General features: G+C 68.4%; 14 protein-coding genes. 4 read left to right on the forward strand and 10 right to left on the reverse strand.

Annotated features, from left to right (window positions below; all coding sequences use genetic code 11):
* Positions 1-78 precede the first annotated feature (78 nt).
* Positions 79-1632 carry a fumarate hydratase gene (locus GRX31_RS25915; protein WP_013803260.1) on the reverse strand — a complete coding sequence of 518 codons (1554 nt, stop codon included), beginning with the start codon at positions 1630-1632 and terminating at the stop codon, positions 79-81.
* Between the two features lie 313 nt (positions 1633-1945).
* Between GRX31_RS25915 and fumC the strand changes: the two genes are divergently transcribed.
* Positions 1946-3337 (forward strand): class II fumarate hydratase, encoded by a 1392-nt coding sequence (gene fumC, locus GRX31_RS25920; protein WP_016445164.1) that lies wholly within the window; start codon positions 1946-1948, stop codon positions 3335-3337.
* A 64-nt stretch (positions 3338-3401) separates the two neighbouring features.
* On the opposite strand, the gene GRX31_RS25925 is transcribed toward fumC, so the two are convergent.
* From GRX31_RS25925 to GRX31_RS25945, 5 genes are all read right to left on the reverse strand, one after another.
* Positions 3402-4301, reverse strand: coding sequence for an alpha/beta hydrolase (locus GRX31_RS25925; RefSeq protein WP_016453096.1), 900 nt, complete (start codon positions 4299-4301; stop codon positions 3402-3404).
* Positions 4302-4415: 114 nt separating this feature from the next.
* Complete coding sequence (locus tag GRX31_RS25930; protein WP_047471439.1) at positions 4416-5642, reverse strand: multidrug effflux MFS transporter; 1227 nt, start codon at positions 5640-5642, stop codon at positions 4416-4418.
* 1 nt (position 5643) lies between these two features.
* The gene (locus GRX31_RS25935; protein ID WP_047217614.1) at positions 5644-6153 is read right to left on the reverse strand and encodes a MarR family winged helix-turn-helix transcriptional regulator; all 510 of its coding nucleotides are present in this window, start codon (positions 6151-6153) and stop codon (positions 5644-5646) included.
* Between the two features lie 116 nt (positions 6154-6269).
* Positions 6270-6956, reverse strand: coding sequence for a DUF3334 family protein (locus GRX31_RS25940; protein WP_016445168.1), 687 nt, complete (start codon positions 6954-6956; stop codon positions 6270-6272).
* A 127-nt stretch (positions 6957-7083) separates the two neighbouring features.
* The gene (locus GRX31_RS25945) at positions 7084-8070 is read right to left on the reverse strand and encodes a LacI family DNA-binding transcriptional regulator (RefSeq protein ID WP_046241709.1); all 987 of its coding nucleotides are present in this window, start codon (positions 8068-8070) and stop codon (positions 7084-7086) included.
* Positions 8071-8205: 135 nt separating this feature from the next.
* Here GRX31_RS25945 and ptsP point away from each other — a divergent pair, with 135 nt between their 5' ends.
* The 3 genes from ptsP to GRX31_RS25960 are packed head-to-tail and all read left to right on the forward strand — an operon-like array spanning position 8206 to position 13486.
* Positions 8206-10749 carry a phosphoenolpyruvate--protein phosphotransferase gene (gene ptsP, locus GRX31_RS25950; RefSeq protein ID WP_160855545.1) on the forward strand — a complete coding sequence of 848 codons (2544 nt, stop codon included), beginning with the start codon at positions 8206-8208 and terminating at the stop codon, positions 10747-10749.
* Positions 10746-11708 (forward strand): 1-phosphofructokinase family hexose kinase, encoded by a 963-nt coding sequence (locus GRX31_RS25955; RefSeq protein WP_160855547.1) that lies wholly within the window; start codon positions 10746-10748, stop codon positions 11706-11708. The genes ptsP and GRX31_RS25955 overlap by 4 nt, the downstream gene beginning before the upstream one ends.
* A 23-nt stretch (positions 11709-11731) precedes the next feature.
* A complete protein-coding gene (locus tag GRX31_RS25960) occupies positions 11732-13486 on the forward strand; it encodes a PTS fructose transporter subunit IIC (RefSeq protein ID WP_160855549.1) in 1755 nt (584 codons plus the stop codon).
* 44 nt (positions 13487-13530) lie between these two features.
* Here the strand turns inward: GRX31_RS25960 and proX are convergent, their stop codons facing one another.
* The 4 genes from proX to GRX31_RS25980 all read right to left on the reverse strand — a co-directional run bounded on the left by proX (position 13531) and on the right by GRX31_RS25980 (position 18482).
* A complete protein-coding gene (gene proX / locus GRX31_RS25965) occupies positions 13531-14577 on the reverse strand; it encodes a glycine betaine/L-proline ABC transporter substrate-binding protein ProX (protein WP_046985394.1) in 1047 nt (348 codons plus the stop codon).
* A gap of 110 nt (positions 14578-14687) precedes the next feature.
* Positions 14688-15887, reverse strand: a complete 1200-nt coding sequence (gene proW / locus GRX31_RS25970) for a glycine betaine/L-proline ABC transporter permease ProW (RefSeq protein WP_160855551.1) — start codon at positions 15885-15887, stop codon at positions 14688-14690.
* Positions 15884-17218, reverse strand: a complete 1335-nt coding sequence (gene proV, locus GRX31_RS25975) for a glycine betaine/L-proline ABC transporter ATP-binding protein ProV (protein ID WP_016453088.1) — start codon at positions 17216-17218, stop codon at positions 15884-15886. The genes proW and proV overlap by 4 nt, the downstream gene beginning before the upstream one ends.
* Before the next feature lie 697 nt (positions 17219-17915).
* Positions 17916-18482: a TIGR00645 family protein gene (locus tag GRX31_RS25980; protein WP_133073214.1), complete on the reverse strand. Its 567-nt coding sequence runs from the start codon at positions 18480-18482 to the stop codon at positions 17916-17918.
* Between the last annotated feature and the right edge of the window lie 3 nt (positions 18483-18485).

An 18485-nucleotide genomic window follows, 5' to 3' on the forward strand; every position in this document is an offset into this window, starting at 1 on the left:
CAGCGGGCAGTCTGTCACAAATGCCCGCGCCAATGAAAAGACCGCCCGAAGGCGGCCTCTTTGCGCTTGGCGCCGGCGTCAGGCCGAGGCAATCTCAATGGTCTTGAACTCGCCGGATGCGATGCGCTTTTGCCATTCGGCAGGGCCGGTGATGTGGGCGCTGGTGCCGCCGGCATCCACGGCCACGGTCACGGGCATGTCCACCACGTCGAATTCGTAGATGGCTTCCATGCCCAGGTCCTCGAAGCCCACGACCTTGGCGTTCTTGATGGCCTTGGACACCAGGTAGGCGGCGCCGCCCACGGCCATCAGGTAGGCCGACTTGTGGTTCTTGATGGACTCGATGGCCACCGGGCCGCGCTCGGCCTTGCCGATCATGGCGATCAGGCCGGTCTGCTCCAGCATCATGTCGGTGAACTTGTCCATGCGGGTGGCCGTGGTCGGGCCTGCGGGGCCCACGGCTTCGTCCTTGACCGGGTCCACGGGGCCGACGTAGTAGATCACGCGGTTGGTGAAGTCCACGGGCAGCTTCTCGCCCTTGGCCAGCATGTCCTGGATGCGCTTGTGGGCGGCATCGCGGCCCGTGAGCATCTTGCCGTTGAGCAGCAGTGTGTCGCCGGGCTTCCAGCTGGCCACTTCTTCCTTGGTCAGGGCGTTGAGGTCCACTCGGCGCGACTTGTTGTAGTCGGGCTCCCAGTCGATCTTGGGCCACAGGTCCAGCGAGGGCGCGTCCATGTAGACCGCGCCGGAGCCGTCCATCACGAAGTGCGCGTGGCGCGTAGCCGCGCAGTTGGGGATCATGGCCACGGGCTTGGAGGCCGCATGCGTAGGGTACATCTTGATCTTGATGTCCAGCACGGTGGCCAGGCCGCCCAGGCCTTGCGCGCCAATGCCCAGGGCGTTGACCTTCTCGTACAGCTCCAGGCGCAGTTCCTCGACCTGGTCGAGCTTCTCGCCGCGCGCGGCCTTGGCCTGCAGCTCGTACATGTCCAGGTCTTCCATCAGGCTTTCCTTGGCCAGCAGCACGGCCTTCTCGGCGGTGCCGCCGATGCCGATGCCCAGCATGCCCGGCGGGCACCAGCCCGCGCCCATGGTCGGAACGGTCTTGAGAACCCAGTCCACCAGGTTGTCGCTGGGGTTCATCATGATCATCTTGGACTTGTTCTCCGAGCCGCCGCCCTTGGCGGCCACGGTCACGTCCAGCTTGTCGCCGGGCACGATCTGCACGTTGATGACGGCAGGCGTGTTGTCCTTGGTGTTCTTGCGCGCGAACAGCGGATCGGCCACGACCGAGGCACGCAGCGTGTTGTCGGGGTGGTTGTAGCCGCGGCGCACGCCTTCGTTGATGGCGTCTTCCAGGCCGCCCGTGAAGCCTTCCCAGCGCACGTCCATGCCCACCTTCAGGAACACGTTGACGATGCCGGTGTCCTGGCAGATCGGGCGGTGGCCGGTGGCCGACATCTTGGAGTTGGTCAGGATCTGGGCCATCGCGTCCTTGGCCGCCGGGCTCTGCTCGCGCTCGTAGGCGCGGGCCAGGTGGGCGATGTAGTCGGCGGGGTGGTAGTAGCTGATGTACTGCAGGGCGCCTGCGATCGAATCGATCAGGTCCTGCTGGCGGATCGTGGTGGTCATCGGTGGGGTGTCTTTTTGATCGGGGGAACAGGGGAGGGGAATCCCGGGGGCGATTATCGGCGCTGCGCGGCGGAAAGTGCACGCAAGGGGTGCAGTCTTGTACAAGAGTCGAGGGGTTTGCCTGGACAAGCCCGCCTCGGCGACACCTCAGTGGGGGATGGATGCGAGAGGTTCCCATTTGCGGAGTTACCATGGGCGGGTTTTTGCCATTGCGGCCCCGCCAGCCAGACATCCCCGAGCCACGCAACGCGCGGCCCGCCGACCTGCCTCCAGCCAACTGCGCCGCGTTGTTTTCACCAAGGAGTCCACACCAATGACCGCGACCCGCCAGGAAAAAGACACTTTCGGACCCATAGCCGTCCCCGCAGACAAGCTTTGGGGCGCGCAGACGCAGCGTTCGCTGCAGAACTTCGACATCAGCGGCGAGCAGCAGCCGCGCGAGATCATCCACGCGCTGGCCCAGGTCAAGAAGGCCTCGGCCACCGTCAACCACAAGCTGGGCCTGCTCGACGAGAAGAAGACCCGGGCCATCCTGGCTGCCGCCGACGAGGTGATCGCCGGCAAGCACCCGGACGAGTTCCCGCTGGTGGTCTGGCAGACGGGCTCGGGCACGCAGACCAACATGAACGTCAACGAGGTGCTGGCCAACCGCGCCAGCGAAATCCTCGGTGGCGAGCGGGGCGAATCGCGCCTGGTCCACCCCAATGACGACGTGAACAAGAGCCAGTCGAGCAACGACGTATTCCCGACCGCCATGCACGTGGCTGCCGTCACGGCCATCGAGCAAAAGCTGCTGCCCGCCATTGCCCTGCTGCGCAATACGCTGCAGGCCAAGAGCGAGGCCTATGCCGACATCGTCAAGATCGGCCGCACCCATCTGCAGGACGCCACGCCGCTGACGCTGGGCCAGGAAATCTCGGGCTGGGTGGCCCAGCTGGCCCATGGCGAAAAGCATGTGCGCGCCGCGCTGCCGCACCTGTACGAGCTAGCGCTGGGCGGCACGGCCGTGGGCACGGGCCTGAATGCGCCCAAGGGCTATGCCGAGGGCGTGGCGGCCGAGCTGTCCCAGCTCACCGGCTACCCGTTCGTGACGGCGCCCAGCAAGTTCGAGGCCCTGGCCTCGTGCGACGGCCTGGTCCACGCCCACGGCGCGCTCAAGACGCTGGCCGCCAGCATGATGAAGATCGCCAACGACGTGCGCTGGCTGGCCTCCGGCCCGCGCAGCGGCCTGGGCGAGATCTCCATCCCCGAGAACGAGCCCGGCTCGTCCATCATGCCCGGCAAGGTCAACCCCACGCAGAGCGAAGCCGTGACCATGCTGGCGGCCCAGGTCTTCGGCAACGACGTGGCCATCAACTTCGGCGGCGCCTCGGGCAACTTCGAGCTGAACGTGTTCCGCCCCATGGTCTCGCACAACTTCCTGCAGAGCGTGCGCCTGCTGGCCGATGGCATGAAGAGCTTCAACGACCACTGCGCCGTGGGCATCGAACCCAACCGCGAGCGCATCACCGAGCTGGTGCAGCGCTCGCTGATGCTGGTGACGGCGCTGAACCCCCACATCGGCTACGACAAGGCGGCCTACATCGCCAAGAAGGCGCACAAGGAAGGCTCCAGCCTGCGCGAAGCCGCCGTGGCTTCCGGCCACCTGACCGGCGAACAGTTCGACGCCTGGGTGATCCCTGCCAAGATGGTCGGCAATCTGTAGGACCTGCTGACGCCATCAAAAAGGGGAGCCGATCGGCTCCCCTTTTTTTGCGTCATGGCCTGGCTCAGTTGTCCGCCTGCGGGCGGCGCACGGTGCGGAACACGTACTTGAGCGCGTCGCCGATGGTGCTTTCCCAGACCGGCCATTCATGCTTGCCGTTGACGATGCGCAGCTCGGCAGGCTGCTTGTTCCTGCGCAGCTGGGCGTAGAGCTGGGCGGCGTCGGACTCGATCATGAATTCATCGTCGTCGCCCGAATTGATGTACATGGGCACGCTGATCTTGCGGGCGAGAAAGCTGTCCCACAGCACAGGGTAGTTGTAGCTCTTCCAGACCGTGGTGCTGTACTGGCCGCCCGTGTTGGGTTCGGCAAAGACCTTGACCGAGCGTGCCGAGGAATCGGCGGGCGGCTCGGGGTTGTAGATGGCGGGGCTGAGCAGGGCGGCGGCCTGGAATTTCTCGGGGTACTTGAGCACGTAGCGCAGCGCGCCGTAGCCGCCCATGGACAGGCCGCCGATGACGCGGCCATCGCGGCTGGTGAGGGTGCGGTACTTCTTCTCGACATGGGGGACGAGGTCCTGGAAGAAGGCCGTCTCCATGGGCTCCTTGAGGTCCACGTACCAGGTCGTTCCCGCGTCGGGCATGACGATGATGGCGGGCGGGATCTCCCCGTTCTGGATCAGCTGGTCCACCGTGCGCAGCAGGTTGCCCTTGACGGGCCAGTCGTTGCGCTGGCCGTCGTTGCCGTGCAGCAGGTACATGACGGGGTAGCGCAGCCTGGACTGGGCATCGTAGCCCGTGGGCAGGTAGACGTTGTAGGTCCAGCTGCGCTGCAGCGTGGCGCTCTTGAACTCGGCGGCCTCGATGGAGCCGGCCTGGGCGGCCGGGCCGGCCAGCAGCGCGGCCGCCGCCAGCGTGCCGGAGGCGGCCTGGCGCAGGACGATGGAAAAGGAAAGTTGGCGCATGTTTTTTGTCTCCTGTGGTCCGTGGCAAGGGCCCACGGCTGCGCCAATGTAATCGAGGCCCTGGCCCCGCCTGCGCTCCGCGCGGCCGGGCCGTCGCCTCGGGGACCATGGCCCTCAGCCGGGCGCACGCTGCGCGTGGCGCAGCGCGCTGCGAAAGCCCAACTGCCCCACCACGCACGCCACGACCAGGGCCAGCGCGGCCGACAGCGCCGGGTTGCTGCCCAGGCTGGCGCCCAAGGTGCACAGGCCGCCCACGGCCATTTGCGTGCTGCCGTAGACACCTGCGGCCGAGCCCGTGAGGCGCGGATGCACGCTCAGCGCGCTGGCCAGCGCCGCAGGGCTGGTCAGGCCCGAACCCAGCGCGAACAGCACCATCAGCCCCACCACGATGGCCGGCGTGAGCTGGTTGAACAGGGCCAGCAACAGCAGCATGGCCGCGCTGGCCAGGCTCAGCAGATTGCCGTTGAGCATCAGCCGCTCCAGGGGCCAGTGGCGTATCAGCTGGCGGGCCAGCGCATTGCCCACGGCCATGCCGCCCATGAGCAGGCCCAGGTAGATGGCCACCTCATGCTTGGTGGAATGCAGCTGCTCGATGAACACGAAGGGCGCCGCCGCCAGGAAGGCATAGATGGACGTGGTGGCGCAGCCGCCGCCCACGGCAAAGCCCACGAAGGCCGGCGAGCGCAGCAGGCTGCGGTAGTCGTCGCGGATGGTGCCCAGGTGCAGGCGGCCCGTGGGCTGGCCGGTTTCGGGCAGCAGCTTCCAGATGGCGAAGGCCGTCACGCCGCCGACCACGGCCAGCGTGCCGAAGATGGCGCGCCAGCCCAGGGCGTCGTCGATGGCCGAACCGATGGCCGGCGCGATGCCGGGGCCGATCATCATCATCAGGTTGAGCAGCGCCAGGCTGCCCACGGCGTTCTCGGGCGTGCTCGAATCGCGCGCAATGGCGCGGCCCAGGGCCAGGCCCGCGCAGCCGCCCAGCGCCTGGAGCAGCCGCGCGCCGATCAGCCAGGGGGCGGACGGGGCGAGAAAGGCCGCCAGGCTGGCCAGCGCATAGAGGATGAGCCCTGCCAGCAGCATGGGGCGGCGCCCCAGGCTGTCCGACAGCGGGCCATAGATCAGCTGGCCCACGCCCAGGCCCAGGATGTAGACCGTGATGGTCAGCTGCATCTGGCTGGCGCCGGCCTGGAGCTGGTGTGCCGCATCGGGCAGGGCGGGCAGGAACATGTGCATGGCCAGCGTGCCGACGATGGTCACGACCACCAGCAGCCACAGCGGCGCCTTGCGGCTGGCCGCTGTATGGTCCTGGGCGGGTGGCAGCGAAGAGTGCTCGGCAGCCATCTCAGGCAGCCTGCTCGTCGGGCAGGTCCGTGTCGCAGGCGGGCTCGGCGGCCATGGCCTCCAGCAGGCGCTGCAGCGTGGCGTAGGCCGCGTCCAGTTCCTCGGGCGGCACGGCGCCCAGCACCTGGGCGCGGGCCTGTTGCAGCAGGCCCTGCACGGCTTCGACCTGGGCATGGCCGGCTGGCGTGAGCTGGATTTTCCTGACGCGGCGGTCGCTGTCGTCCACGCGCTCTATCCAGCCCTGGGCGGCCAGGCCGTCCACCAGACGCACGACCGAGGAGCTGTCCAGCGCCAGGGAATGGGCCAGATCCTTCTGGCGCATGGCTTCAGGCGAACGCGCCAGGTGCATCAGCGGCATCCACAGCGCCTGGGTCAGGCCCATGGGCGCCAGCAGCCTGTCCAGCGTGCGGCGCCATTGCTTGTTGACCTGGCCCAGCGTGAACATGAAATGCCGCTGCACGCTGGCGGCATCGGCTTGCGCGGGCGGGGACTGGTCGGGAAGGGAAGACATCGTGGCATTCAAATAGTTGGCATTCCAATTATCTGCATGTCAACGATATCGTTTCCCGGAGTCGCCTGATACATCCGCAGGCGTCAGGGTTTTGGCCCCCGCAGGGGAGGCGGGGCCTACATGCCCAGGGACTTGAGCAGTTCGTCGGTGTCCGTGCTGCCGGCCGGTTCAGGCGCTGCGGCGGGGGCGCTGGCGTTGGCCTGCGCCATGAGGGCGTCCGGGTCGGGGCGCTCCTGCGGTTCGAAATCCACCACCTTGATGAACTCCGTGCGGTCCATGGCCAGCTCGAGATAGAAGATGTTGTTGTTGCCCGTGTAGAAGGTCACGCGGCGCGCCTCGGGAGAGTCGAGGTTGGCATCCACGCTGAGGTTGACCTGCTTGTTCAGGCGGATCATCTTGGGCTGGCTTTGCGTGATGTAGGTCTGAAGCTCGCGCTGGACCTTGCTGGTGAAGTCGCCCACCACCTGGTTCATCAGCTCGCCCATGACGTTGCTGACATCGTCGGAGGTGTAGGAGCTGGCAAGGTCCTCTTCACCCATGCCCATGCTCAGCATGTAGCTGCGGTACAGTTCCATGGCGGCGGCGGCCGAGAAGTTGATGATCACCAGGCCCGAAAAGCCGCCGTCCACCAGGACAAAACAGCCGATGTCGGGCTTGAGGCTGGTCTTGGTGATGCGCTGCACCATGCCCGAATACTGGATCTGGCACTGCGTGGCCACCTGGAGCACGCGCGAGACGGAGTTGCAGAGGCTGATCAGCACGTCTTCCGTGCCATGGACGATGGGATGTTGGGGCTGGTTCATGAGGTCAACGGGACAAAATTGTGAGCGATTATGGGTGCAAGTCCGTTGTTTGCGACTGTTTGTAACATTGAAAGTCCATGTGCCCCCTCCTGAGGCGGGGCTTGGCAGGCGGCCCCGAAAGCCGCGCTCAGCGAATCGCCTGCGTGGACTCGCGCACAATGCAGCGCCCCTGCATGACCACCTTGCGCACGGGCAGCTCGGGCGCATGCAGCCGCTCCATCAGCAGGCTGAAGGCCGTTCGGCCCATGGCGTCGATCGGCTGCTCGATCACGGTGATGGCGGGGGCCACCAGTTCTGTCCAGCGCTCGTTGTCGAAACCGGCGAGCGCCACATCGGCAGGTATGCGCAGGCCGGCTGCGCGTATCGCGCGCAGGCAGCCTTCCAGCAGCAGGCCGTTGCTGGCCACGAAGGCGTCGGGCCGCTGCGGCTGGCGCAGCCATTGCGTGACTTCGGCCTCGGCGGCATCGCTGGTCGGGAGCAATTGGCGCAAGTCGGGCTCCAGGCCTGCATCGCGCATGGCGGCCAGATAGCCGTCGCAGCGCTCGCGCGCCGTGCTGCTGGTGCTGCCGAAGACGCCTGCAATGCGGCGGCGGCCCTGGTCCACCAGATGCCTGACCAGGGTGGCGCAGGCCTGGGCGTTGTCCAGCACCACGCTGTCATGGAAGGCCGGGGCGCCCGCCCGGTCCACCAGGACAACGGGAAACTCCAGCTGCATGCGCTCGAGCTTGTGCAGGCTGGCCTGGGTGGGCGCAAAGATCAGTCCCGCGATGCGCTCTTCCTGCATGAGCTGCAGGTACATGGCTTCGCGCTGCGGGTCTTCGTCGGTATTGCACAACAGCACGCGCCGGCCCTGGCGATAGGCCTCGGCCTCGACCGCGCGGATCAGGGCCGTGAAAAACGGGTTGCGTATGTCGGCCACCAGCACGCCCATGGGCCCTGCGTCGCGCGCGCGCAGCCGGCGTGCCATCAGATTGGGCCGGTAGCCCGTGGCCTGCACGGCGGCCGCGACCCGCGCCCGGACTTCTTCGCTGACCGAGCCGCCCGCCAGCGCGCGCGACACCGTCGATTTGGAAACCCCGGCCGCACGGGCCACATCGTTGATGCTGATGCTCAATGCAATCGTTCCCGTTGGTTGTGGTGTGCCGCAGAGGATAACTCCAAATAAATGCCGGGGTATGGCCGGATTGTTGCCAGGTTATGTTGCAGTGCAGATTGACCGATGGTTGGGAACGTTCCCACAATCCGCGCCATGAACAATGCCCATTCATCCCTCCCGGCGGTTGCACCCACCGCTCCTGCGGGCCTGCAGATCGCCGTGCGCCTGGGCGCCAGGGTGCGCGACAAGGCCGACGCCATTGACCAGGCCGCCCGGCTGCTCCAGGACAGCGGCTGCGTGGCCCCTGGCTATGCCGCCGGCATGCAGGCGCGCGAGGCCCAGGCCGAAACCTTTCTGGGCCACGGCGTGGCCATTCCCCACGGCCGCGCCGAAGACCGGGCCCTGGTGCTGCGCGACGCGGTGGCCGTGCTCCAGGTGCGCGAGGGCCTGGATTGGAATGCCGGCCAGAACGTGCATCTGGTCGTGGCGGTGGCGGCACGCTCCGATGCCCACATCACCTTGCTGCGCCGCCTGGCCGGCCTGCTGCAGACACCCCGGCTGCAGGCGCTGTTCACCACCGGCGATGCGCAGCAGGTCATCGATGTCCTCCAGGGGCAGGCGGACCCGGCACCGCCTGCCGCCCGCCCGGCGGCAGTGGACCTGGCCGAGGCGTGCGAATGGACCATTGCCTATCCCAACGGCCTGCATGCGCGGCCTGCCACGCGCTGGGCGGAGGCGGCGCGCGGCTTTGCCTCGCGCATGCAGGTGCGCCATGGCGGCGAGGTGGCCGATGCGCGGCAGATGGCCAGCCTGCTGCAGCTGGGACTGCGCGAAGGCGACAAGGTCACCATCTCGGCAGAGGGCCCCGACGCCAGGGCCGCGGTCCAGCGCCTGTGCGCCGTGGCCCAGGCCCTGGTGGCCCAGGAACGTGCCGATGCCGACGCCGCTGCGCGCAAGTCGGCCGAATCGCCCGCCACGGGCTGGCTGCCGCCGCTGGCGCGGCCTGCCTTTGTGGGCCTGGGCGCCAGCCCGGGGCTGGCCGTGGCCCGCATCCACCAGTGGCGTGTGGAGGCCGCCGAGATCCCCGACCTGCCCGAGCCGCTCAGCGTGGGCGGTGCGCGGCTGCATGCGGCGCTGGCCGAGACACAGGGCCAGCTGCGCGCCCTGCATGACGACACCCGCCGCCGCCTGGGCGAAGGCGATGCGGCCATCTTCAGCGCGCAGGCCGAGTGGCTGGGCGACACCGGACTTATCACGCGCGCCTGCCAGTTCATGGTCCAGGGCCACGGCGTGGCCTGGGCCTGGGACCAGGCCGTGGAGGAGGGCGCTGCCCGTCTCCAGGCGCTGGACAACCCTGCGCTGGCCGCGCGTGCCGCCGACCTGCGCGACGTGGGCCGGCGCGTGCTCGTGCAACTGCAGCCCTCGCTGGCAGCGGCGGGGCCGGATGGCCTGCCGGAAGGCGGCTGCATCCTGGTCGCGGCCGATCTTTCTCCCTCGGAAACCGCCCAGCTGGACACGGCGCGCGTGGCCGCGCTGGTCACGGCGCAGGGCAGTCCCACCTCGCACACGGCCATACTCGCGCGCACGCTGGGGCTGCCGGCCGCCGTGGCGGCAGGCGGCGGCGTGCTGGGCATGGCCGATGGGGCCCTGGCCATCGTCGATGGCGCCAATGGCCGCATCTACCTTGATCCCTCGGAGCAGGACCTGGCTTCGGCGCGTGCCCACATGGCCGAGCAGCAGGCACTGCAGGAACGCGTGGCCGCGCAGCGCAGCCTGCCTGCCATCACCACCGATGGCGTGCGCATCGAAGTCTGCGCCAACGTCAACCTGCCCGGGCAGGTGCCGCTGGCCCTGTCCCAGGGCGCCGAGGGCGTGGGCCTGATGCGCACGGAATTCCTTTTCCTGGAGCGCGGCAGCACGCCCGGCGAGGACGAGCAGTACGAAACCTACCGCGCCATGGCGCAGGCGCTGGAGGGCCGGCCGCTGATCGTTCGCGCGCTGGACATCGGCGGCGACAAGCAGGTCGCCCACCTGGAGCTGCCGCGCGAGGACAACCCCTTCCTGGGCGTGCGCGGCGCGCGGCTGCTGCTGCGCCGCCCCGACCTGCTGGAGCCCCAGATGCGCGCCCTGTACCGGGCGGCCCGCGATGGCGCAAGGCTGTCCGTGATGTTTCCCATGGTCACCAGCGTGCAGGAGCTGCTGGCGCTGCGCGCGGCCTGCGAACGGCTGCGTGCCGAACTGGACGCCCCGGTCCTGCCGCTGGGCATCATGATCGAGGTGCCCGCCGCCGCCGTGCAGGCCGACGCACTGGCCCGCCACGCCGATTTCTTCTCCATAGGCACCAACGACCTGACCCAGTACGTGCTGGCCATGGACCGCCAGAACCCGCAGCTGGCGGCCGAGGCCGACAGCCTGCATCCGGCCGTGCTGCGGATGGTGCGCGCCACCGTGCAGGGCGCTGCCACCCGTGCGCGCCCCGTGGGCGTCTGCGGCGGACTGGCTGGCGACCCGTTCGGTGCGCTGCTGCTGGCCGGGCTGGGGGTGGGCGAGCTGTCCATGACCCCCAACGACATCGCCGGTGTCAAGGCCGGCCTGCGCGCGGCCAGCCTGCGGCAGCTGCAGGCGCTCGCAGACAGGGCGCTCGGCTGCGAGGATGCCGCGCAGGTGCGGGCACTGGCCAAGGAGGTGACGGCATGAACGCCCCGCAAGCCATTACCGTGACCCTGAACCCGGCCATAGACCAGCTTGTGACCCTGGACGCGCTGCTGCCCGGCCAGGTGCAGCGCGCGCTGGGCAGCGTGCAGGCGCCGGGCGGCAAGGGCATCAATGTTGCCGCCGCCTTGGCGGGCCTGGGCGTGTCCACGGCCGCGCTGGGCGTGCTGGGCAGTGACAACGCCGGCATGTTCGAGGCCTTGTTCGCCCAGCGCGGCATTGCCGACGCCTGCCTGCGCGTGCCGGGCCAGACGCGCACCAACATCAAGCTGGTGGCCGACGGCGGACGCCAGACCACGGACATCAACCTGCCGGGCCTGGCCTTGGCCGAAGCGCATCTGGACGCCGTCATGTCCACGCTGGCCCGGTATCTGCGGCCCGGCCTGGCCGTGGTGCTGTCGGGCAGCCTGCCTGCCGGCCTGCCTGCGGACAGCTGGGCCCGGCTCCAGGCCCAGGCCGTGGCCGCCGGTGCCGACGTGCTGCTGGACACCAGCGAGGCCCCCCTGGCTGCTGCCCTGGCGGCACCCCATGCGGCCATGCCCTGGGCCATCAAGCCCAACCGGGAGGAGTTGCAGGCCGCCACCGGCCTGCGCCTGGACGGCCGCGACGCGCTGCTGACCGCCGCGCGCCGCCTGCTGGACAGGGGGCTGGGGCTGGCCGTGGTGTCCATGGGCGAGGAGGGCGCGCTGTTTGCCAGCGCGCAAGGCGCGGTGATTGCGCGGCCGCCGCAGCGCGCGCGCGGCAGCTCCGTGGGTGCGGGCGATGCCATGGTCGCGGGCATGGTGGCCGCGCGGCTGCGCGGACTGGATCTGGCGGACACCGCGCGCCTGTCCACGGCCAGCGCACTGGCCTGGCTGCAGGCCGCGCCCGCGCGCGAAGTCGATGCCAACCGCGTCCAGGCACTGGCTGCCAGCGTGCTGCTGGAGCCATGCCAGTGGCCGTGATCCCCCATTCTTCAGGAGCTTTCATGAACCCTCTTTTTGTGGTGATCGCAGCGGCCGGGCACGACGCCGAAGCGCTGCTGGCCGCCGAAGCCCTGCGCCATGCGGCCGGACAGCGTCCCTTGGCCGTGGAAGTGCGCGCCAGCGGCGGTGTGATCGGGCTGCATGCGGCCGATGCCGCCGCGCAGGCCGGGCAATTGCTGATCGTGGGGGATGCCGGCACCCATGACGATGCAGATACCGCCGCCGATGCCTCCCGCTTCGTGCACGCCGCCGTCGAGCGCTGCAGCCTGCGCGAGGCGCTTGATGATCCGGCCGGCGTGCTTGCACGCTGCGCTGCCGCCAGTCCCGCAGCACAGCGCATGGGCGAGAGCCTGGGCAAGCGCACGGGCAAGCGGATCGTGGCCGTCACCTCCTGCCCCACGGGCATCGCCCATACCTTCATGGCGGCCGAGGGGCTGCAGCGCGGCGCGGCGGCGCTGGGCCACGCCATGCGCGTGGAGACACAAGGCTCGGTGGGCGCGCTCGATGCGCTGACGCCGCAGGAGATTGCCGAGGCCGATCTGGTCATCATTGCCGCCGACCGCGAGGTGGATCTCTCGCGATTCGCGGGCAAGCCGCTGCTGCGCAGCGGCACCAAGCCGGCCATACGCGACGGCTCGGGGCTGATCGCCAAGGCGCTGGCCGAAGCCACCGTGCATGGTGCCGCCGTGGGCGCTGCTGCTGCAGGCAGCGCCGCGCCCACGCCGGCCCGGATCCAGGGCGGTGCCTATCGCCACCTGATGACCGGCGTGTCCTTCATGCTGCCCTTCGTCACGGCCGGCGGCATTCTGATCGCCATGGCCTTTGCGCTGGGCGGCATCTATGTCCATGACGATGCCCACCAGGGCACGCTGGGATGGACGCTGTTCCAGATCGGCGCCAAGGGCGGCTTTGCGCTGATGGTGCCGGCACTGGCCGGCTATATCGCCTATTCCATTGCCGACCGGCCCGGCATTGCGCCGGGCATGATCGGCGGGATGATCGCGTCCAGCATGGGGGCGGGATTCATCGGCGGCATTGCGGCCGGCTTCATTGCAGGCTACGGCGTGGCCTTCATGGCGGCGCACATCCGGCTGCCGCAGGCGCTCAAGGGCCTGCTGCCCATGCTCATCCTGCCCGTGCTGGGCAGCCTGTTCACGGGGCTGCTGATGTTCTATCTGGTCGGTGCGCCCGTGGCCGAGCTGCTGCAGTGGCTGAGCGCCTGGCTGCGCGGCATGCAGGGCGCCAGTGCCTTGCTGCTGGGCCTGTTGCTGGGCGCGATGATGGCCTTTGACATGGGCGGGCCGGTGAACAAGGCCGCCTATGCGTTTTCCACGGGAATGATCGCCAGCCAGGTCTACACGCCCATGGCTGCGGCCATGATTGCCGGCATGACGCCGCCGCTGGGGCTGGCCCTGGCCACGCGCCTGTTTGCCGACCGCTTCACGCGCGAGGAGCGCGGCAGCGCCGCCTCGGCCGGCGTGCTGGGCCTGGCCTTTGTCACCGAGGGGGCCATTCCCTATGCGGCGCGCGATCCGCTGCGTACGATTCCGGCCCTGGTACTGGGCTCGGCCGTGGCCGGTGCCGTGTCCATGCTGGCGGGGGTGGAGCTGAAGGTGCCGCATGGCGGCATCTTCGTCGCACCCATTCCCAATGCCGTGACCCATGTGGCCATGTATGCGGTGGCGCTGGTGGCGGGCGTGGTGGTCACGGCCATCGCCCTGCGCATGTTCAAAAGGCCCGCCGAATCGGGCCTTTGAAGCAGGAAGCCGGGGGAGCGCCTGGCGCGGCTCCCCCGCAGCGTTCAGCGGGCTGCGGCGCGGGCCTGTTCCAGCCAGCCGTCGAAGGTCTTCTGGTGGGCCTTGATCCAGCCGTCCACATGGCGGTTGATGTCCGAAGGCTTGCTCTGGCCCTGGCTCATCATGTGGTTCTGTGCGCTGATGTCACCCACGGGGACCTGCATCAGCTCGAACAACTTGGCGGCATCGGGATGCTTGTCGGTGAAGGCCTTGTTGGCGATGATCTGCTGCTTGTTCACCACGAAGCCGTAGTTCTTGCCGTTGGGCAGCTTGGTGTCCAGCTTGGCCTGCTCGCCGGGCAGCGAGGAGAACGGCACCTCCAGCCATACCACGTCCTTGCCGGGCTTGAGCACGTTGCTCACCCAGTAGGGCGTCCAGGTGTAGTAGAGGATGGGCTTGCCGGCCTTGTAGCGCGAGATGGTGTCGGCGATCAGCGCCGAGTAGGTGCCCTGCTTGTGGGTCACGGTGTCGCGCAGCTTGTAGGCCGTCAGGTGGTGCTCGATCACGGCCTCGCAGCCCCAGCCCGGCGTGCAGCCGGTGAGGTCGGCCTTGCCGTCGCCGTCCGAGTCGAACAGCTTGGCGATCTTGGGGTCCTTGAGCTGGCCGAGGTTGGTGATCTTGTATTCGTCGGCCGTCTTCTTGTCCATCAGGTAGCCCTGGGCGGCGTTGTCCGAGTACACGCCCTTGCGGAACAGCTTGGCGTCGCCGCCCGCGTTCTTGTAGTAGTCGGCGTGCAGCGGGTTCCAGTGCGTGGCCAGGAAAGTGGCATCGCCATTGGCAATCGCCACGTGGGCCGTGGGGTACTCGACCTCCTGGAAGGGCTGCACGTCGTAGCCCAGCTTCTCCAGGGCCTTCATGACGATGAGGGTCTGGAAGCTCTCTTCGGCGATGGAGCTCTTCAGTGGCAACACCTTCACGCCCTTTCCGGGCTGTTCGTCGGCCGACCATGCGCTGGCGCTGGCCAGCGCAATGCCTGTGGCGATGGCGCCGGCGCGCAGCCAGTGGCGCAGTGCGTTGGCCTGCAGTCGGTTGGGGTTCAGGGCTTGGATCATCCTCGGGTTCCTCCGTTGTGTGATGAAAGGGGAGCGGGCGGCCAGCGGGGCTGGCCGTTTTTCGGGAAGGCGGCGCGGCAGAAGGCCCGTCCGCGCCGCAGGCAAGGCGTTCAGCTGGTGCTGCCGCGATGAACTGGCTTGCTGCCGGCGCCCAGCAGGCGGGCAATGCAGCCGGCGGGGCCGCTGTGCCACCAGCGCGCGCCGCCACGGGTGGTCTGTCCCATGGCCTGGGTGATGCGGTCCAGCACGATGGCCAGCAGCACGATGCCCAGGCCGCCCACGGTGGCCAGGCCCATGTCCAGGCGGCCGATGCCGCGCAGCACCATCTGGCCCAGGCCGCCCACGGCGATCATGGAGGCGATCACCACCATCGACAGCGACAGCATCAGCGCCTGGTTCACGCCGGCCATGATGGACGGCATGGCCAGCGGCAGCTGCACCTTCCACAGCAGCTGCCAGGGCGAGGCGCCGTACGCGCGGCTGGCCTCGATCAGGTCGGGGCGCACCTGGCGTATGCCCAGGTTGGTCAGGCGGATCAGCGGCGGCAGCGCGAAGATGATGGTCACGATCACGCCGGGCACGTTGCCGATGCCGAACAGCATCACCACGGGCACCAGGTAGACGAAGGCCGGCGTGGTCTGCATGGCGTCGAGCAGCGGGCGTGTCCAGCGCTGCGCACGGTCGCTGGAGGCCAGCAGGATGCCCACGGGCAGCCCGATGACCATGCAGAACACCAGCGAGGTCAGCACCAGCGACAGCGTCACCATGGCCTCGGGCCAGATGCCCAGCATGGCGACGACCACCAGCGAAACGGCGGCGCCAATGGCCATGGCGCGGCCCGCGAACTGCCAGGCCACCAGGGTCAGGATCAGGATCAGCAGCGGCCAGGGCAGGGCCAGCATGGCATCGGTGATGCCCGACAGCGTGCCGTCGATGGGCGTGCGCACGGCCTGGAAGAAGGGGCGGAAATGGTGGACCACCCATTCCAGGCCGCTGTTGATCCAGCCCTGCACGGGCAGGCCGTCCGTGGTTAGTTGGTGCCAGAGGCTGGCCTGTGCGTCGTCGGGAACCCCGGCCGACGCGCCCAGCCAGTCGCCGCCCGGTGCATCGCCGCTGCTGGCAGCGCCCCAGGGATCGGGCGACGCATCGGCGGGCGCCTGCGTGGAGGCGGCTGCCCAGGGATCGGCGCTTGCGGGGGCCGCGGCATCGGCGGCAGCAGGGGCTGCGTTTGCATTGGCACCTGCTTCGGCCCAGGGATCGGTGGCGGCAGCGGCGGTGTTCGGGTTCAGGCTGTTGTTGGCGTCGCTCATGCGGCATCTCCTTGTCGTTGTTCGATCGGCTCCACGGTCGGCGCGACGGTGGGGGCGACGGTTGGGGCGTTGGAGGCCGGGAAATGCGGGTTGAGCGTTACGGGCGGCACGATCTCCTGCGGCGGCGGCACGGGCGGCGTGTCGCGGTCCAGGAAGCGCAGCATGGTGGTGCGGCTGACCACGCCCATGAACTGGCCGTCGTCGCTGGTCACGGGCAGCGCGCAGGGCGCAGCGGCCACGGGGCCGAACAGCTCGGCCACGGGCGTGCCTGCGGACAGCGGCTCCACGTTGGGCAGGAAGGCGTGGCTCAGGCCCAGCATGCCCGGGCGGCCATGCAGTGCGTCGCGCAGCGATTGCGAGGACACCACGCCCAGGAAGCGGCGGCGCGCGTTGACCACATAGGCGTAGTCGCGGTCGGAGTCTTCCAGCAGGCGCTGGGCGGCGCGGCAGCCGCGGTCGCTGTGCTCCGACACCACGGTCAGGGCCTGGCGCGCAATGTCCCCGGCCTTGAAGACCGAGGCCGCGTCCACGCCACGCACGAAGCTGCGCACATAGTCGTCGGCGGGGCTGCGCAGGATCTCGTCGGGCGTGCCGACCTGGATCACTTGGCCGTCCTTCATGATGGCGATGCGGTCGCCGATGCGCATGGCCTCGTCCAGGTCATGCGAGATGAAGACGATGGTGCGGCGCTGGATCTGCTGCAGGCGCAGCAGCTCGGACTGCATCTCGGTGCGGATGATGGGGTCCAGGGCCGAGAAGGCCTCGTCCATCAGCAGGATGGACGGATCGGACGCCAGCGCCCGGGCCAGGCCCACGCGCTGCTGCATGCCGCCCGACAGCTCGTCGGGATAGCTTGCGCCCCAGGCGCCCAGGCCCACCTGCTCCAGCGCGGCCTGGGCCTGCTTCTGGCGCTCGGCCTTGTCGGCGCCGGCCAGCTCCAGGCCGAAGGCCGTGTTGTCCAGCACCGTCATGTGCGGCATCAGCGCAAAGGACTGGAACACCATGGAGATGTCCTTGCGGCGCAGCGCGCGCAGATCGCGCTCGCTCAGGGCATTGATGTCCTGGCCATCGACCACGATGCGCCCGGCCGTGGGCTCGATCAGGCGGTTGAGCATGCGCACCAGGGTGGACTTGCCCGAGCCCGACAGGCCCATGACGACGAAGATCTCGCCGGCCTCGATGGTGAAGTCGGCGTCGAACACGCCGATGGACTGGCCCGTGCGCTCCAGGATCTCCTGTTTGCTCAGGCCTTGTTGGACGAGCTCGAGTGCGGTCCTGGGGTCGTCCCCGAAAACCTTGAACACATGATCGATGATGATCTGCTTGGCCACTGTGGCGTTCTCCTTTTGGGTGAGATGGAACACAGTCCAGCGTCCTCGACGGGCGAAGACGCTGGCGCGCAAGCCAAAAATGAAGCCCTGATGCCGTTCGCTGCAGGGGACGGCCGTCCCCCGTTGCTGGAATTCAAACAGGTGCGAAAGCACCCGAGACGGCTCGGATGGCACGCGAAGCGGTGCGCAAGAGCCAGAGGTCGAGAGCAGCCGGCGGCAAGCGCGCGCGGTGTCTCAGGCGGGCATCGTGGCTGAAGATCAGCCAGCGCGATGCCCCACAACATCAGGACCGAGTTTCGGCCCGGTTGACGGGGCTGTGCCGGGAGCACAACGATCCGCCGGAGGGATCGGCAGGCCGTGAAGACGGTGCCGATGACCTGCTTGGCAGGTTGTAAAGAAGCCGAAATTATATAAAACAGGTTTTACTGCGTCAAAACGCATGAGCCGAAGAAGGCCTGTTTTGGGCTGTTTCAAGCCCTTGGGGGTTGCAATCCGGCCATTATTTGCTCTATTAATGAGAGCATTGAGGCCATGATTCACAATGCGTATGCTGTCATCGATGAATAAAATCGGTCAAGCGTCAGCTTGAGGAAAGCTTCAGGCCCGATCTGCGGCAAAAAGCGTGCCCGGCGCCCGCCAATGAAAAAAGCCCCGCAGCGGCTGGCGCTGCGGGGCTTCGGTGTGGGATGCCGCCGGCTCAGTGGTTGCCGGCCGTGCTGTTGATCAGCTTGTCGGTGTAGGCGATGGCCAGGGCGCTGGCCAGGAAGGTGACGTGGATGATGGTCTGCCACATCAGCACCTTGACGTCGTAGCTGCCTGCGTTGATGAAGGTCTTGAGCAGGTGGATGGAGCTGATGCCGATGATGGACAGGGCCAGCTTGACCTTGAGGATGGAGGCGTTCACGTGGCCCAGCCACTCGGGCTGGTCGGGGTGGCTGTCCAGGCCCAGGCGGCTGACGAAGGTTTCGTAGCCGCCCACGATGACCATGATCAGCAGGTTGGAGATCATCACCACGTCGATCAGCGCCAGCACCACCAGCATGATGATGGTTTCGTTGAGCGCGCCGATGGGCGCATCGTGCTTGTAGCCGATGCTGGTGATCAGCGCCTGCAGCGCTTCCTGGTTGCCGAAGGCGGCCTCGATCAGGTGCCACAGCTCCAGCAGGAAGTGCCAGACATAGACGCCCTGGGCGGCGATCAGGCCCAGGTACAGCGGCAGCTGCAGCCAGCGGCTGGCGAAGATCAGGGAGGGCAGGGGACGCAGGGG

It is taken from the genome of Delftia sp. CH05 (genome assembly GCF_009827015.1).
Classification (GTDB): domain Bacteria; phylum Pseudomonadota; class Gammaproteobacteria; order Burkholderiales; family Burkholderiaceae_C; genus Comamonas; species Comamonas tsuruhatensis.